15 protein-coding genes are annotated in these 16,568 nt (G+C 71.4%); 9 read left to right on the forward strand and 6 right to left on the reverse strand.

Going from position 1 to position 16,568, the window contains the following annotated elements; all coding sequences use genetic code 11:
- Positions 1-113: 113 nt before the first annotated feature.
- Both leuE and AB0B85_RS31280 read right to left on the reverse strand, forming a co-directional pair.
- Positions 114-785 (reverse strand): leucine efflux protein LeuE, encoded by a 672-nt coding sequence (gene leuE / locus AB0B85_RS31275; RefSeq protein WP_357413014.1) that lies wholly within the window; start codon positions 783-785, stop codon positions 114-116.
- Entirely contained in the window at positions 785-2,026 is a 1,242-nt protein-coding gene (locus AB0B85_RS31280; protein WP_357412954.1) for a bifunctional pyridoxamine 5'-phosphate oxidase family protein/GNAT family N-acetyltransferase, read from the reverse strand. The genes leuE and AB0B85_RS31280 overlap by 1 nt, the downstream gene beginning before the upstream one ends.
- 38 nt (positions 2,027-2,064) lie before the next feature.
- On the opposite strand from AB0B85_RS31280, the gene AB0B85_RS31285 reads away from it, so the two are divergent.
- The 9 genes from AB0B85_RS31285 (at position 2,065) to rny (ending at position 12,981) form a co-directional block, all read left to right on the forward strand.
- Positions 2,065-3,405 carry an aminotransferase class I/II-fold pyridoxal phosphate-dependent enzyme gene (locus tag AB0B85_RS31285; protein WP_357412956.1) on the forward strand — a complete coding sequence of 447 codons (1,341 nt, stop codon included), beginning with the start codon at positions 2,065-2,067 and terminating at the stop codon, positions 3,403-3,405.
- A 358-nt stretch (positions 3,406-3,763) separates the two neighbouring features.
- Complete coding sequence (locus AB0B85_RS31290; RefSeq protein WP_357412958.1) at positions 3,764-4,468, forward strand: UdgX family uracil-DNA binding protein; 705 nt, start codon at positions 3,764-3,766, stop codon at positions 4,466-4,468.
- A gap of 198 nt (positions 4,469-4,666) precedes the next feature.
- The gene (locus AB0B85_RS31295; protein ID WP_357412960.1) at positions 4,667-6,271 is read left to right on the forward strand and encodes a flavin monoamine oxidase family protein; all 1,605 of its coding nucleotides are present in this window, start codon (positions 4,667-4,669) and stop codon (positions 6,269-6,271) included.
- 102 nt (positions 6,272-6,373) lie between these two features.
- Positions 6,374-7,756: an MFS transporter gene (locus AB0B85_RS31300; RefSeq protein ID WP_357412962.1), complete on the forward strand. Its 1,383-nt coding sequence runs from the start codon at positions 6,374-6,376 to the stop codon at positions 7,754-7,756.
- 5 nt (positions 7,757-7,761) lie between these two features.
- On the forward strand, positions 7,762-7,962 hold the full coding sequence (locus AB0B85_RS31305; protein WP_030489422.1) for a DUF3046 domain-containing protein: 201 nt from the start codon (positions 7,762-7,764) through the stop codon (positions 7,960-7,962).
- Between the two features lie 184 nt (positions 7,963-8,146).
- A complete protein-coding gene (recA, locus tag AB0B85_RS31310; RefSeq protein ID WP_124778261.1) occupies positions 8,147-9,193 on the forward strand; it encodes a recombinase RecA in 1,047 nt (348 codons plus the stop codon).
- 14 nt (positions 9,194-9,207) lie between these two features.
- Positions 9,208-9,906 carry a regulatory protein RecX gene (locus AB0B85_RS31315; protein WP_357412964.1) on the forward strand — a complete coding sequence of 233 codons (699 nt, stop codon included), beginning with the start codon at positions 9,208-9,210 and terminating at the stop codon, positions 9,904-9,906.
- Positions 9,907-9,955: 49 nt separating this feature from the next.
- Complete coding sequence (locus AB0B85_RS31320) at positions 9,956-10,660, forward strand: 3-keto-5-aminohexanoate cleavage protein (RefSeq protein ID WP_357412966.1); 705 nt, start codon at positions 9,956-9,958, stop codon at positions 10,658-10,660.
- A gap of 554 nt (positions 10,661-11,214) precedes the next feature.
- On the forward strand, positions 11,215-12,981 hold the full coding sequence (gene rny / locus AB0B85_RS31325) for a ribonuclease Y (RefSeq protein WP_357412968.1): 1,767 nt from the start codon (positions 11,215-11,217) through the stop codon (positions 12,979-12,981).
- A 129-nt stretch (positions 12,982-13,110) separates the two neighbouring features.
- Here the strand turns inward: rny and AB0B85_RS31330 are convergent, their stop codons facing one another.
- The 4 genes from AB0B85_RS31330 to AB0B85_RS31345 form a co-directional block, all read right to left on the reverse strand.
- Complete coding sequence (locus tag AB0B85_RS31330; RefSeq protein WP_357412970.1) at positions 13,111-13,995, reverse strand: amino acid ABC transporter permease; 885 nt, start codon at positions 13,993-13,995, stop codon at positions 13,111-13,113.
- A complete protein-coding gene (locus tag AB0B85_RS31335; protein WP_357412972.1) occupies positions 13,995-14,669 on the reverse strand; it encodes an amino acid ABC transporter permease in 675 nt (224 codons plus the stop codon). Before AB0B85_RS31335 ends, AB0B85_RS31330 begins: the two co-directional genes overlap by 1 nt.
- Before the next feature lie 84 nt (positions 14,670-14,753).
- A complete protein-coding gene (locus tag AB0B85_RS31340; protein WP_357412974.1) occupies positions 14,754-15,620 on the reverse strand; it encodes a glutamate ABC transporter substrate-binding protein in 867 nt (288 codons plus the stop codon).
- Between the two features lie 57 nt (positions 15,621-15,677).
- Positions 15,678-16,433 carry an amino acid ABC transporter ATP-binding protein gene (locus AB0B85_RS31345; protein ID WP_357412976.1) on the reverse strand — a complete coding sequence of 252 codons (756 nt, stop codon included), beginning with the start codon at positions 16,431-16,433 and terminating at the stop codon, positions 15,678-15,680.
- Positions 16,434-16,568: the final 135 nt, after the last annotated feature.

Raw genomic sequence — 16,568 nt, forward strand, 5'->3', positions numbered from 1 at the left:
GGGTGGGGGCCGCGGGGCGGGGGGTGCGGGGGCCTTTCGTGCTGGCCTCCGGGGCGGGGCGGGGGGGGGGCGGGGGGGGGTGGGGTGGGGGTGGGGGTGGGGTGGGGTGCGGGTTAGCTTGCGCTGGCTGTGGCTAGTTTGAGGCTGAAGGCTAGGAAGAGGGCTGCCACGGCGGTGGTGCCGCCGGCCGCCAGGCGGCGGCGCTGGCGGAACTGGGCGGCCAGGAAGGTGCCCGCGAAGATCAACGCGGTCAGGTAGAGCGCGCTTGTCACCTGCGCGATCATGCCGAGCAGCAGGAACGACAGCGCCGGCCAGGCGTAGTCGGGGTCGACGAACTGGATGAAGAACGAGATGAAGAACAGGATCGCCTTCGGGTTCAGCAGGCTGATCACCAGCGCCTTGCGGAACGGGCTGCGCATCGCCGCCGGCTCCGCGGCGTCGATGAGGCGCGGCGTGCTCGGGTCGTTGCGGTCGCGCCAGCGGCGCACGGCACCCAGCAGCATGGTCACCCCGACATAGCCGAGGTACGCGGCACCTGCGTACTTGACCACCAGGAACAGCGGGGGGTACGCCTTGAGCAGCGACGCCACCCCGGCGGCGGAGAGGAACATCAGCACCCCGTCGCCGACGAACACGCCCGCGGCGGCCCGGTAGCCCACCGCGACACCCCGCTTGGCCGCGGTGGAGAGCACGAAGAGCGAGTTCGGCCCGGGCAGCAGAATGATGGCCACGGTGCCCAGCACGTACGTCCAGATGTCGGTGATCCCCAGCACGCCCGCCATCATCACGCCACCGGTGCCGTCGGCAGAAGTCTTTCCCGCAGCCGGGCCTGTGCCGTCGGCCACTCGTCAACTGTCATCGCGTACTGCACGGTGTCCCGCCAGGAGCCGTCCGGGCGTTGCCGGTGCATCCGCAGCACCCCTTCCCGGGTCGCGCCGAGCCGTTCGATGCCCGCCTGGGAGCGCAGGTTGCGGATGTCGGTGTGCCAGACCACCCGTACCGCGCCCAGCTCGTCGAAGGCCCGGGCGAGTAGCAGCAGCTTCGCCTCGGTGTTGATCCCGGTACGCCACCACTGCCGGCCGAGGAAGGTGTGCCCGATCGCCACCGACCGCCGCTGCGGGTCGATCTCGTAGTAGGAGGTGCTGCCGACGACCGCCCCGGTGGCAGCGCACCGCTGCACCCAGGCCACCCGTTCGCCCCGGTGCTGGGCGGCCAGGGCGGTGCCGATCACCTCGGCGGTGTCGGCGGGCGTGCGGGGCGGTGCGACGCTCAGGTGCCGCCACACCTCCGGGTCGGCGGTGGCGGTGTGCAGCTCGTCGGTGTGGGTCAGGTCCAGCGGCTCCAGCCGGACGTGCTCGCCGTGCAGCGACACCGGCTCGTGCCAGGGGGTGCGGGCGGTCCGCAGGAACGCCGGCAGTGGCGCCGTGACCCCGGTGTCCGGCTCGGGTTGCCCGGCGGTCAACCGCAGCGGCAGCACCCCGGCCCAGTGCGGCAGGTGCAGGTCGGCCTCGTCCTCCCGGACCCCACCGGCGCGGGTGCGGACCGACACCTCGTGCAGTGGCAGCGCCAACACGGCGGTCTCGGCCAGCTCGCGCCGGTTGGGTGCGCGGGTGTCGGTGCTGCGTCCCGAGCCGACCTTCTCGACAAGCGCGGTGAGCATGGCGCTCTTCTCCCGCTCGTCGGTGACCAGTCGGGCGGTGCCGAGCGCGACCACCGAGCGGTAGTTGGCGCTGTGGTGGAACTGGGAGCGGGCGTAGACCAGGCCGTCGAGCACTGTCACCGCGACGCAGACTGCCAGCCCGTCACCGCGGGCGGCGAGCAGGGGCCGGCTGCCGGTGGAGCCGTGCAGGTAGAGCGTGTCGCCGATGCGGACGTGCAGGGTGGGCAGCACCCGGGGCTGGCCGTCCACCGTGAAGCCGAGCGCACAGTGGTACGCCTCGTCGAGCACCGCGTGGGCGGCGGCCCGGTCGTAGCTCATCCTGTCGCGGGAGCGGTGCGGTGTGGTCCGGGCGGTGGGTGGGTACATGCGCGCGCCCCTCTTTGTTCTAGTACAATCTCTTGTTTGTGTCAGCACGCTATCAGCTCAGTGGAACGACGGCCGCCGAGATTTCGGCGAGCATCGAATCGGGCATCCGCACCGATGCCCTGCCGCCGGGGACCGCCCTGCCGCCGGTGCGGGCCCTCGCCGCCGAGCTGGGGGTCAGCCCCGCCACCGTGGCCCGTGCCTACCAGGACCTACGCCAGCGCGGCCTGCTCGCCACCGCCGGGCGGCACGGCACCCGGGTGCGTCCGCGCCCGCCGGTCGCCGCCCGCCGCTCCGCGCTGCGCCCCCCACCGCTGCCCGGCGCCCGCGACCTGTCCCGGGGCGAACCCGACCCCCGGCTGCTGCCCCCGCTCGGCCCGCACCTGGCGGCGCTCGCCGCCGACAACGGCCCGTCGGTCGGCTACTCCGACGCCGGGGTGCTCCCCGAACTGGCCGAGGCGGCCCGCGCCCGGCTGGGCGCCGACGGCGTACCGGCCGGTGAGCTCACCCTCACCGGCGGCGCGCTCGACGGCATCGAGCGGCTGCTCGGCGCCCACCTGCGCCCCGGCGACGCGGTCGCTGTGGAGGACCCGGGCTGGGCCAACCTGCTCGACCTGGTCGCCGCGCTGGGGCTGCGCCCGATCGGCGTGCCACTCGACGACGAGGGGCCACTCGTGGCCGGGGTGGCCGCCGCGCTGGCCGCCGGAGCGCGGGCCCTTGTGGTCACCAGCCGGGCACAGAACCCGACCGGTGCGGCCGTCTCCGCGGCCCGCGCCGAAGCCCTACGGGCGCTGCTCGCCGGCCGCCGGGACGTGCTGCTGATCGAGGACGACCACGCCGCCGAACTGGCCCGCGTACCCCTGCACCCGCTGGCCGGCGCGACAGCGAGTTGGGCGTTCCTGCGCTCGGTGAGCAAACCCTTCGGTCCGGACCTGCGGCTGGCGGTGCTGGTCGGCGACGAGACGACGGTGGCCCGGGTGGCCGGCCGGGCCCGGGTCGGCGCCGGCTGGGTCTCCACCGTCCTGCAGCGTCTGGTCCTCGCCCTCTGGCAGGACCCGGAGGTCGCCGAACGGGTGCGCCGGGCGGCACAGAGCTACGAGCAGCGGCGCGACGGGTTGCTGGCCGCGCTGGCCGGACACGGCCTGACCGCGCACGGCCGCAGCGGCATCAACGTCTGGCTACCCGTGTCCGACGAGACAAGCGTGGTCACCGCCCTGCGCGACGCCGGCTGGGCGGTGGCGCCCGGCGCCCTCTACCGGATCGCCGCACCACCCGCGGTCCGGATCTGCGTCAGCCCGCTGGCCACCGAGGATCTGGCCCCGCTGGCAGCCGCCCTGGCCCAGGCCCAGAATCCCGCCCCGCCCCGCGGCTTCCCGACCTGAGGGCTGGGTCCTGGTTGTTCGCGCGGAAAGTGCACCATCGTGGGGATTCGGGGCGGACAGGACGGGTATGCGCGCCGCCGGAGGTGGGGGTCATGGCTTCAGGTGGGGCGCGCAAGGGCGTCTGGATCGCGGTGGCAGTGGCGATCATCATTATCATCATCGTGCTGATCGCGATCGCTTCCGGCGGGGATGGCGGCGGTAACGGGTACTGACGCGGGTTGGCGGCCTCTCGTCGCCAACCACCGGGCGTGGCCGGGGGCGTGCCGCGTCGCGTCGCCGGCACCGCCTCGCCGCGCGGCGCGGCACCGCGTCGGGGCGTATCCGACGCCGGACGCCTTACGGGTATATAACAGTCGGCATGGCCGAGCAGACCGGGAGCGCTCCGGGCGCCCAGCGGTTCATTCCGCCCGACGCCGACACCATCGATGACCTGCGCACCGCGGCCGGTGGTTGTCAAGGCTGCGAGCTGTACCGCGACGCCTCGCAGACGGTCTTCGGCCGGGGCGACGAGACCGCCCGCGTGGTGCTGGTCGGTGAGCAGCCCGGCGACATGGAAGACCAGAAGGGGCTGCCGTTCGTCGGCCCCGCCGGACGGCTGCTGCGCCGTGCCGTCGACGACGCCGGGCTGGAGCCGGGTCAGCTCTATCTGACAAATGCCGTAAAGCACTTTCGCTTCGAGTCGCGTGGCAGGCGGCGGATCCACCAGACGCCGGACCAGGTGCACATCACCGCCTGCCGCCCCTGGCTGGTCGCCGAGTTCGCCCGGCTGCGTCCGGAGATCGTGGTGGTGCTCGGCGCCACCGCCGCCAAGGCGCTGCTCGGCCCGTCCTTCCGGGTCACCCGGCAGCGGGGCGAGTTGCTGCCCTGGCCCGAGTCGGCACAGCACCCGGAGGACTTCCAGCGGGTGCCGGTGGACAACTCCGGAAAGCGTGCCGACGTACCGCCGGCGCGGCTGCTGGCCACCATCCACCCGTCCGCGGTGCTGCGCGCCGACGACCAGGACAAGGCGTACGAAGGGCTGGTCACCGACCTGGCCGTCGTCACCCGCGCCCTCGCCGGGTAGGTGACCCGCGCTCTCGTCCGCCGCACCGGGCAGGCCGCCGCGGCTCCACCGGGCCGCCCGTGCCGTTGCGGAAACCTCTGTCGGACGTTGCCACGGTGGCCGGACGCCGAGGCGATACCCGGCAGAAACGACAATGCACGATCGGCGTAACAGGTCCTCTACAGACTCACGAGAGTCGATCTTGTAGGGGAGGCCGTTATGAGCGATCAGACACAGTCGATGGTCAGCCGCCGTGGGTTCCTGCGCGCGGTGGGGGTGAGCGGCGGTGCCGGCGCGATGCTCGCCACGATGGGCGCGATGGGGCTCGCGCCCAGCGCGGCCGGATCCGTGATCCCCGCGTTCCGGGCACCGGAGCGATCCGACTTCACCCTGACCGGACGGTCGGGCGCCAGCGTGATCGTGCTCGGCGGCGGCATCGCCGGGCTCACCACCGCGTACGAGTTGGGCAAGGCCGGCTATGACTGCACGATCCTGGAGGCGCGGCACCGCGTCGGTGGGCGGAACCTGACCATCCGGGGTGGCGACGTCGAGACCGACCTCGACGGACGCACCCAGCGCGCGAACTTCTCCGACGGGGTCTACTTCAACGCCGGACCGGGTCGGATCGCGCAGTGGATGGTCACCATGGACTACTGCCGGGAACTCGGCGTACCCGTCGAGGTCTTCACCAACCAGAACGCCGACGCCTGGATCTACAACGAGTCCGCCGGGATGACCGCGCCGATCCGGTACCGCACCGCCAAGGCGGACGTGTATGGCTACGTCTCGGAACTGCTCGCGAAGGCCACCGACCAGGGTGCGTTGGACGCCCGGCTGACCGCCGACGACCGCGAGCGGCTGCTGTCGTTCCTGCAGAGCTTCGGCGCGATCGGCGGTCGGTCAGGCGACTGGGCGTACACCGGGACCAGCCGGCGCGGTTTCTCCGGATATCCGGGCGCGGGCAACGACGGAGGCACCCCGCTCGGCACCCCGCCGCCGCTCGCCGACGTCTTCGCCAGCAACGTCGGCAGGTACTTCTCGTTCGAACTCGGCTACGACCAGGCCATGCTGATGTTCCAGCCGGTCGGCGGGATGGACCAGATCCCGCGCGCCCTGGCCAGGGCCGTCGGAGCGAAGCGGGTCCGGCTCAACGCCGAGGTGACCGGGGTGACCGACCGGGGCAACCGGGTCGAGGTGACCTACCGGCAGGGCGGCCGGCAGTCGCAGCTCACCGCCGACTACTGCGTGGCGGCGCTGCCGCCGCACCTGATGGCCCGGGTGCCGCACAATCTCGGCACCGAGGTGACCGCCGCCCTTGCCGACTTCCCGGTCACCGCCGCCGGCAAGATCGGCCTGGAGTACCGCAGCCGCTGGTGGGAGACCGACCAGCGGATCTACGGCGGCATCACCGAGACCGATCTGGACCTGTCGCACATCTGGTACCCGTCGTACGGCTTCCACGGTAAGCGCGGCCTGGTCGTCGGCTACTACAACACCGGGGCGAACGCCAGGGCGTACAGCGGGCTCGCACCGGAGCAGCGGAGGGAGCGCGCCGTCAGCCAGGGGGTGAAGATCCACGGTGACAAGTACCGCAGCGAGTTGGTCACCTCGTACTCCCACGCCTGGGACCGGACCCCCTACCTCGAGGGCGCCTGGACCTCACCCCGGTACGGCACGGCTGGCTACAACCTGCTGCTCCAGCCGTCCGGGCGGGTCTACTTCGCCGGGGACTGGCTCAGCCACGAGGTGGCCTGGCAGCACGGCGCGTTCGTGGCGGCCCGTTCGGCGGTCTCCGCGCTGCACCAGCGGGTGATGGCCGGCTGAGAGCGGTCCGCGACGGGTGCCCGGTTCGGCTGGTGGCAGAACCCACTGTGGCTGGTCGGTGTGGGTGCGCGAGGATGGGTCACCCCATCCTGAGGAGCGCCGATGGCCACCGACCTGACCGCGCCGGGCACCGCCGCCCGCCCCGACATCACGTCGATCCAGCGCCGTACCCTCCGGTTGCTCTTCACCACCCAGATCGTCGGCGGTGTCGGCGTCACCATCGGCATCGCGGTGGGCGCGCTGCTCGCCGCGCGGATCGCCGGCACCGCGATGGCCGGTGTGGCGCAGAGCGCCGCGGTGGTCGGCGCGGCGCTGCTCGCCGTTCCGGTCACCCGGATCATGGCCCGGCACGGGCGGCGTCCGGGGCTGGTGGTGGCGTACACGGTCGGTGCCGTCGGCGGCGTGCTCGTGGTGCTGGCCGCGGTGACCCGCTGGGTGCCGCTGCTCTTCCTCGGCATGCTGCTCTTCGGCGGGGGGACCGCCGCGAACCTGCAGGCCCGCTACACGGCGGTGGACCTCGCCGAGCCGGCCCGACGGGGGCGGCAACTCTCCCTGATCGTCTGGGCGACCACCATCGGCGCGGTGGCCGCACCGAACTTCGCCGCACTTGCCGACCGGATCACCACCGGCTGGGGGCTGCCCCCGCTGGCTGGCCCGTTCGCGTTCAGCTCTGTCGCGTTCGTGCTGGCTGCCCTCGTGCTCCTCGGGTTGCTCCGGCCCGACCCGCTGCTCACCGCGCGGCGGCTCGCGGCGGCCGACACGCCACCGGCCGGCGACGTGCCGACGGCGGCCGGCGCGCCGTTGGCCGGTGACGTGCCGGCGGGCGGTGGGGTGACCCCGGCCACCGCGCCGGTCGCGGTGCGCGCACCGCGCGGGGCCGGGATGCGGCTGGCCTGGTCGGTGGTACGCGAGCGGCCCGCCGCCCGGCTCGGCATCGCCGCGGTGGCGGTCGGTCACCTGGTGATGGTGGCGGTGATGGCGATGACGCCGGTCCGGCTCGGCGAGTCGCACGCCGACGCCGACGTGCTGCGGCTGGTCGGCATCGTGTTGAGCCTGCACATCGCCGGCATGTACGCGTTCTCCCCGGTGGTGGGTTGGCTCACCGACCGGCTCGGCCGACGGGCCGTGATCCTCGGTGGGGTCGGGTTGTTGCTGGCCGCCTGCGCGGTCGCCGGCACCGCCGGGCACCACACCCCCCGGCTGTCGGTGGGTCTGGTGCTGCTCGGGCTGGGCTGGTCGGGGACGATGGTGGCCGGCTCGACGCTGCTGTCCGAGTCGGTGCCGACCGGGGTGCGGCCGAGCGTCCAGGGGCTGGCCGACCTGATCATGGGGCTGGCCGGGGCGGGAGCCGCCGTGGCCAGCGGGTTTGTCATGCAGTCCGCCGGATATCCAGTGCTCACCCTGCTCGCGGCGGTCGCCGTGGTGCCCCTGGTAGCGCTAGCGTTGCGGCCGGTGCCGACCGGGGCACCGGACGAGGAGGGCTGATCACTGTGCGGCTGACCGACTTCTGGACGCGGCTCGACGAGGCGTTCGGGCCCGGCTACGCGGCCAGCATCGCCCGCGATCAGGTGCTGTCGCAGCTCGGCGGACGGACCATCGAGCAGGCCCTGGCGTCGGGGGAGCAGACGCACGTGGTGTGGCGGGCGGTTTGTGCCGCGTACCCCGACCGCGTGCCCGCCCGACTACGCTGAGCAGCCTTTTCGTCGCTTCCGCGTGTCGCTTGTCGAGTCGTACACCTGTTCGGCTATTGTCCACAGCGGGGTGCTCGTCCACAGCTCGCGGCCCGTCGGCTGGTTTTCTGTCGGACCCAGCGCCTAGCGTGTCCGCGTGACGCGAAGCTCAGCAAAGACGCCGGCGAAGGCAGGGGTGGCAACCATGGCAGCAGGGCCTGACCGGGAGAAGGCACTCGACCTTGCTCTCGCTCAGATTGACAAGCAGTTCGGCAAGGGCTCGGTGATGCGACTGGGTGACCGGCCGGTCATCCAGACCGCCATCATTCCGACCGGCTCCATCGCCCTTGACGTGGCGCTGGGCATCGGCGGCCTGCCGCGCGGCCGGGTGGTCGAGATCTACGGTCCCGAGTCCAGCGGTAAGACAACTGTGGCACTGCACGCGGTGGCCAACGCCCAGCGCAACGGCGGCATCGCCGCCTTCATCGACGCCGAGCACGCGCTCGACCCGGAGTACGCGAAGGCCCTCGGCGTCGACACCGACGCGATGCTGGTCTCGCAGCCCGACACCGGCGAGCAGGCGCTGGAGATCGCGGACATGCTGATCCGCTCCGGCGCCCTGGACATCATCGTGATCGACTCGGTGGCGGCCCTGGTGCCGCGCGCCGAGATCGAGGGCGAGATGGGCGACAGCCACGTGGGTCTCCAGGCCCGGCTGATGAGCCAGGCGCTCCGGAAGATCACCGGTGTGCTCAGCAACACCGGCACCACGGCGATCTTCATCAACCAGCTGCGGGAAAAGATCGGTGTCATGTTCGGCAGCCCGGAGACCACGACCGGTGGTCGGGCACTGAAGTTCTACGCCTCGGTCCGGCTCGACGTGCGACGCATCGAGAGCCTCAAGGACGGCACCGACGTGGTCGGTAACCGCACCCGGGTCAAGGTCGTGAAGAACAAGGTCGCCGCGCCGTTCAAGCAGGCCGAGTTCGACATCATGTACGGCAAGGGCATCTCGCGCGAGGGCTCGCTCATCGACGTCGGCGTGGAGCAGGCGATCATCCGCAAGTCCGGAGCGTGGTACACGTACGACGGCGACCAGCTCGGCCAGGGCAAGGAGAAGGCCCGGGAGTTCCTGAAGGAAAACCCGGACGTGGCCGCCGAGATCGAGAAGAAGATCCTGGAGAAGCTCGGCGTCGGGGTCGGTGCGGGTGACGCCGCCGGTGGCCCCGAGCTGCCGCCTGTCGACTTCTGACCGGTCGCTCACCGATGGCAGGACGACGCGCCCGTACGGGGCGGGGCTGGGATGCCAGCCCACCCCGTACGGGCGACGCCACCGATCCACAGCGCCCCCGCCAGGGGCGCCGTGGACGCTCCGCCGAGACCAACGCTGTCGAGCCTCCCGGCCCCCCTCGTGACGAGTCGGAGGTGGCCCGCGAGGTCTGCCTGCGGCAGCTCGCGATCCGGCCCCGCACCCGGGCCGAGCTGGCCGCCGCGCTGGCCAAGCGGGGCATCTCCGAGGAGGTGTCCGCCGAGGTGCTCGACAGGTACGACGAGGTCGGCATCATCGACGACGCCGCGTTCGCCCGCGCCTGGGTGTCCAGCCGGCATTCGGGGCGTGGGCTGGCCCGCCGGGCGCTCGCCAACGAGCTGCGCCGCAAGGGCGTGGACGGCGAGGTGGCCACCGAGGCGCTCGACGCGCTCGACGAGGAGACCGAGGCGGACACCGCCCGTGCCCTGGTGGAGCGCAAGCTGCGCACCGCCCGAGGGGAGCCGGACGCGGTGTTCCGGCGGCTGGTGGGCATGCTGGCCCGCAAGGGTTACCCACCCGGTGTGGCGATCCGGGCGGTCAAGGACGCGTTGGCCGCGCAGAGCGCCGAGGCGGCCGAGTTCGCCGAGCAGATCGACGCCGACGCGCTCGCCGACGCCGAGGGCGAGTTGGAGCGCGACAACCGGCTGGCCGAGTGAGCGGCTCGGCCAGTGGTGCGCCGCGACTCCCGCTGGGGGTGCGGGCCCGGTGTTGAAGGCATGTCTGAACGGTGGGCGTGACCGGCAGGCCCATCCGGCCGTGCCGGTGACGGCTGCTGAGCTGGCCACCGATGCGGCCCGCTGCGCGGCGCTCGGCGTCGCGGCCGTGCACGTCCATCCCCGGGACGAGACAGGTGCCGAGTCGTTGCGGCCGGCGGTGATCGCCGACGCGCTGACCGCGATCCGTGCCGCCCGGCCGGGGCTGCCGGTCGGGGTGAGCACCGGCGAATGGATCTCGCCGGATCCGGCTGCCCGGGTGGCCGCCGTCCGGGCTTGGCCCGTGCTGCCCGACTTCGCTTCGGTAAACGCGCACGAGCCCGGTGCCGAGGCGGTCGCGGCTGCCCTGCACGAGCGCGGTGTGCTCGTCGAGGCAGGGCTGTGGACTGTCGACGCGGTGGCGGCGTACCGCAGGTGGCGGGTGCCGACCGGGCGGGTGCTTGTCGAGTGCATGGCGGAGGACGTCGCTGTCGCGTTGGCCGACGCTTCCCGGATTCTCGCCGCGCTGCCGGCGGACGCGCCGTCGGTGCTGCTGCACGCCGAGGGTCCGGCGACCTGGCCGGTCCTCGCCGAGGCGGTCCGCCGGGGCCTGGCCGCCCGAATCGGGCTTGAGGACACCCTGTGCCTGCCCGACGGCTCACCTGCCGCGGACAACGCGGCGCTGGTCGCGGCGGCGGTGGCGGTGGGAGCCAACTGACTGGTGGTGAGACGGATGGGTCACACCTGGCCCGGTCGTCGGCCCTGTCTGAGAGGCGGCTGGACGGCGCTGAGCAGGCCCGACACGTCCAGTGGGCGGCGCACCTCGCGGAGTTTGTCCGCTCCTGTCCGGCGTGATGTCAGCGCGCGGTGACCGTGCAACTTCTCTCCGTTCGGGGGGTTTGATCATGACTCCTTGACCAGAGCACCCCCGGCGACCTAGCCTCGCCATACAGGCTCACATTGCCCGACCAGCGCAGGCTAAGCGCACAACATAGATCGCGTAACAAGACAGCATCACTTTGGCCGACTCCACGGCCTTTGGCGGCAGATCTGGACAGGCCGGTCCGGAACTCCGCGACAACTGCACCCGGTCGCCGACGATGCCCGAGGGCACCGCCGGCGGAGAGAGCTACCCACGGCCACTCGCTCCGGTCGGGCGTCCACAGCCGCAGGAGTGTGCCCCGGCACGGTCGCTGCGGTCTCGACGTTAGGGGAGGCGGCCATGGCGGGGCGGCGGCACAGGTTCATCGGTAGACCCGACGGGGTCCCGGCATGAACGCCTTCGACGTCGTGCTCCTCGCGGCCGTCCTCGTCCTCGCCGTGGTGGTGATCGGGGCCGTGCTCGTCGGCATCCGGACGCTGCGCCGGGTGGGTGCCGCGCCGGCTCCGGAGGATCCCGCCTTCATCGCCGAGAAGGACCGTCAGGAGCAGTCCCTCGCTGCTCTGCGGACCGCGGCCGACGAGGCGAACAGCACGATCGACGTGGCGAAGTCCGCGGCTGCGGCGGCCCGTGCCGAGGCGGCCGCGGCGAAGGCCGAGGCGAAGGCCGCCCGCGCCGAGGCACGCCGGGTGCTCGACGACGCCCGCGCCGAGGCGGACACCGTCCTGGAGCGCGCCCACAAGCAGGCCGAGGCGGACGCCGAGCAGCTCCGCACGACGGCCCGGCGCAGCGGTGAACGGGAGGTCGCGGTGCTCGCCGCCACCACCCGCGAGCAGGCCGCGGAGGTGGAGCGGCGGGCGGCCCGGATGGACGAGCGGGAGCGGATGCACACCGAGGAGGTGGAGCGGTTCGCCGAGCGGGAACGGCAGCTCACCGAGGCGCGGGCGGCCCTCGCGACCCGGGAGTCCGCGCTGGCCCGACGGGAGGCCGAGCTCGCCGAGTCCGAGGAAGTGCGTCGCCGGGAGCTGGAGCGGGTCGCCGGGCTCAGCGCCGACGCGGCACGACTGGAGCTGGTCGAGGCGATCGAAACCCAGGCCAAGCGGGAGGCCGCGCTACTGGTGCGCGACATCGAGTCCGACGCGCGCAGCACCGCCGAGCAGCGGGCCCGCCACATCGTGGTGGACGCCATCCAGCGGGTCGCCAGCGAACAGACCGCGGAGAGCGTGGTAAGTGTCCTGCACCTGCCCGGTGACGAGATGAAGGGGCGGATCATCGGCCGGGAGGGCCGCAACATCCGCGCCTTCGAGTCGGTGACCGGCGTCAACCTGATCATCGACGACACCCCCGAGGCGGTGCTGCTCTCCTGCTTCGACCCGGTCCGCCGCGAGGTGGGCCGGTTGACCCTGGAGAAGCTGGTCCTGGACGGGCGGATCCACCCGCACCGGATCGAGGAGGTCTACGACCTGGCCCGGCAGGAGGTGGAGCAGCTCTGCCTCCGGGCCGCCGAGGACGCCCTGGTCGAGGTCGGCATCACCGAGATCCACCCGGAGCTGATCACCCTGCTCGGTCGGCTGCGCTACCGTACCTCGTACGGGCAGAACGTGCTCAAGCACCTGGTCGAGACCGCGCACATCGCCGGCATCATGGCCGCCGAGCTGCGGCTGGACGTGCCCATCATCAAGCGGTCGGCGTTCCTGCACGACATCGGCAAGGCGCTCACCCACGAGGTGGAGGGCAGCCACGCCATCATCGGCGCGGACCTGGCCCGCAAGTACGGCGAGCACGAGGACGTGGTGCACGCCATCGAGGCGCACCACAACGAGGTGCCGCCGCAGACCATCGAGGCCGTGCTGACCCAGGCGTCCGACGCCTGCTCGGGAGGTCGGCCGGGCGCCCGTCGGGAGAGCCTGGAGGCGTACGTCAAGCGGCTGGAGCGGATCGAGGAGATCGCGGCCGGCAAGCTCGGCGTGGACAAGGTCTTCGCCATGCAGGCGGGCCGGGAGATCCGGGTGATGGTCAAGCCGGACGACGTCGACGACATCGGGGCGGCAGTGCTGGCCCGCGATGTGGCCAAGCAGATCGAGGAGGAGCTGACCTACCCGGGTCAGATCCGGGTCACAGTGGTCCGCGAGTCCCGGGTCACCGAGATCGCCCGCTGACCCGCCCGATCACCACGAGTTCCGCAAATCGGGGTGTCCCCTCCTTGGGGACACCCCGATTTCAGGAAAATCGAGTCGATCACGAGCCGGGCGGCTCGGTCAGAGGGCGGGCGCCGCCCACGTCACCGCTCAGCCCTGCGGTTCGCTCACTGTGTTGCTGGCGACCGGGGTGGCGCCGGTGGCGGTCCGCCGCTGTGCGCGGAAGCCGCGTTGGCGGCTACGCCGGTCCAGCCAGTTGGCCAACGTGGTGAGCAGCGAGTTGATGACGATGTAGATCGCGGCGACCACGATCGCCGCGGCGACGATGTTGCCCTTGTTCGCGGCGAGGTCGTTGACCCCGCGTTGGAGCAACTCCGGGTAGGCGACGATGTAACCGAGCGCGGTGTCCTTGAGCAGCACCACCAGCTGGCTGACGATGACCGGCAGCATCGCGCGGGCCGCCTGCGGCACGAGGATCAGCTGCATGACCTGGCTCTTGCGCATGCCGATCGCGTAGGCGGCCTCGGACTGACCACCGGGCAGCGAGCGGATTCCGGCCCGGAACGCCTCTGCCAGGACCGAGCCGTTGTAGAGGGTCAGGCCGATCACGACGGCCCAGAAGGCGGTCACCGGCCCTTTGATCACGAACGGCACGCCGTAGAAGATAAAGAAGATCATGATGAGCAGCGGAACGGCGCGGAAGAACTCGACCACGGCGCCCGACGGAATGCTGATCCAGCGACGCTCGGAGAGCCGGCCGACCGCGAAGATGATGCCGAACGCCAGCGAGAGCACCATGCCGACCGCGGCCGCCCAGAGCGTGGCGAGCAGACCGGGCCCGATGAACTGGGTCCAGGTGGTGGCCTCGGTGAAGGGCTTCCAGAGCTGCCCGTCCCACTGGCCCGCCTCGTCGAACCTCGCGTAGACCCACCAGAGCAGCCCGGCCAGGGCGACGCCGAAGACGACAGTCAGTACCGCGTTGCGGATCCGTGCCCGGGGCCCCGGGTGGTCGTAAAGGACGGAGTCGGTGCTCATCAGCGCTTCACCGCCAGTCGGTTGGCCAGCCAGCCGAACACGTAGCCGGTGGGGATCAGGAACGCGGCGAACGTGCCGGCGAAGACCAGGAAGATCATGATGACCGCGTCGCCGTTGTCATTGATCAGCTGCTTCATCACGTTTGAGGACTCCATCAACCCGATCGTGCCGACGATCGTGGCGTTCTTGCAGAGCGCGATCAGGATGCTGCCCAGCGGCGCGACCACCGAACGCGTTGCCTGGGGCAGCACCACGATCCGCAGGGTCTGGGCGAAGGAGAGGCCGATCGCCCGGGCCGCCTCGGCCTGCCCGGCAGGCACGGTGTTGACCCCGGACCGCAGCGCCTCACAGACGAAGGAGGCTGTGTACACCGACAGGCCGACGACCCCGAGCCAGTAGTTGTTCAGGTCCAGGTCATCGGAGAGGGTCAGGCCGAGGTTGGAGTACAGCCCGAAGTAGCAGAAGAAGATGACCAGGGTGAGCGGCGTGTTGCGGAAGATGTTGACCCAGGCCGTTCCGAAGCCGCGCAGCACGGGGACCGGCGAGACTCGCATGGCGGCGAGTAGCACACCGAGTATCAGCGCGAACACCGCCGACGCGCCGGTCAGCTTGAGGATCCAGATAAAGCCCGACAGGTAGGCGTCGAAGTTAGTCGGATCAGCGAATACGTGCATGCGTCGGCTCCCGGGGGCAGGTCGTCGGCGTCGTCACGGGCCGGGGGCCGACACCCGTGTTCGGATGTCGGCCCCCGGGACCGGTCAGACGCTGCCGCAGTTGGTCAGCTTGGTGGTGTCCAGCTCGGGCGCGGCCTTGCCGCTCTTGCCCAGGCTGGTGTCCCAGGCGGCCTTGTAGGTGCCGTCCGAGGCGGCGGCCTTCAGGATCTCGTTGACCTTCTCGCAGCCGTCCTTGTCGTCCTTCTTCAGGCCGATGCCGTAGGGCTCGCTGGAGAAGGGCTTGCCGACGACCTTGAACTTGCCGGCGTACTGCGACTGCGCGGCGTAACCGGCGAGGATGATGTCGTCAGTGGTGACGGCGTCGACCTGGCCGTTCTCCAGCAGCGGCAGGCACTTCGAGTACGCGTCGAACTGCTGCAGCTTGGCCTTCGGGTAGTCCGACTGGATCCGCTTGGCAGGCGTGGATCCCGAGGCCGAGCAGACCTTCTTGCCCTCCAGGCCCTCCGGGCCGGTGATCGTCGAGTCGGCCTTGACGAGCAGGTCCTGGCCGGCGATGAAGTACGGGCCGGCGAAGTTGACCTTCTGCTTGCGCTCGTCGGTGATGGTGTACGTCGCCACCACCAGGTCGACGGTGCCCTGCTGGATGAACGGCTCCCGGTTGTTGGAGACCGTCGTCTTCCACTCGATGTTGTTCGCGTCGACGCCGAGACCCTTGGCAATGATCTTGCCAATCTCGATGTCGAAGCCCTCGTACTGGCTGCCGGTCTGCAGACCCAGGCCGGGCTGGTCGGCCTTGACGCCGATCACGAGCTTCTTCTGGTTCTCCGCCTTGCCCACGATGCCCTTGGCGCCCGAGCTGCCGGTGCTGCCGCCTTCGTCTCCGCCGCAGGCGGTCATGGTGACGGCCAGAGCCGCGACCGCGGCGACTGCCGCAACGCGCTTCATACGCATACTCTTCTCCTTCTTCAACGGAGCCCGCCGAGGTGCGGCGCGCTCCACTACGGACGCCTAGTGCGTGAGGATTTTGGAGAGGAAGTCCTTCGCCCGCTCGCTGCGCGGGTTCTCGAAGAACTCCGCCGGGGAGGCGTCCTCGACGAGCTTGCCATCGGCCATGAAGATGACCCGGTTGGCCGCGTGCCGGGCGAAGCCCATCTCGTGTGTGACCACGACCATCGTCATGCCGTCGCGGGCCAGTGAGGTCATCACGTCGAGCACCTCGCCGACCATCTCCGGGTCCAGCGCGCTTGTCGGCTCGTCGAAGAGCATCGCCTTGGGCTGCATGGCCAGCGCGCGGGCGATGGCCACCCGCTGCTGCTGGCCGCCGGAGAGTTGGGCCGGGAACTTGTCCGCCTGGTTGGCGATGCCGACCCGGTCGAGCAGGGCCAGGCCGCGCTCGCGGGCGGCGGCCGGCTTCTCCTTGCGGACCTTGATCGGGCCGAGGGTGACGTTCTCCAGGATGGTCTTGTGCGCGAAGAGGTTGAAGGACTGGAACACCATGCCCACCTCGCTGCGCAGCTTGGCGAGGGGCTTGCCCTCGGCCGGCAGTGGCTGGCCGTCGAAGGTGATGGTGCCGGAGCTGATCGGCTCCAGTCGGTTGATGGCGCGGCACAGCGTCGACTTGCCGGAGCCGGACGGGCCGATCACCACGACCACCTCACCCCGGCCCACCGACAGTGAGACGTCGTCCAGCACGTGCAGCGGCCCGAACCACTTGTTGACCGCGTCCAGCACGATGAGCGGTTCGCCCGTCGTCACGTCGTCCACCGTCCCCTGTCGTCTCCCGGATCGGGGTCGGTTGACCCCCGGTGCGGCCACTGTAGGCGGCCTGATGTGGCGGAATGCAACTCAGCGGGTCACGGAGCGGTAACACCGGCCCTGATCGTCGGCGCGCGTCCGATT

The sequence above is a fragment of the Micromonospora sp. NPDC049044 genome (genome assembly GCF_040649215.1).
GTDB lineage: Bacteria > Actinomycetota > Actinomycetes > Mycobacteriales > Micromonosporaceae > Micromonospora.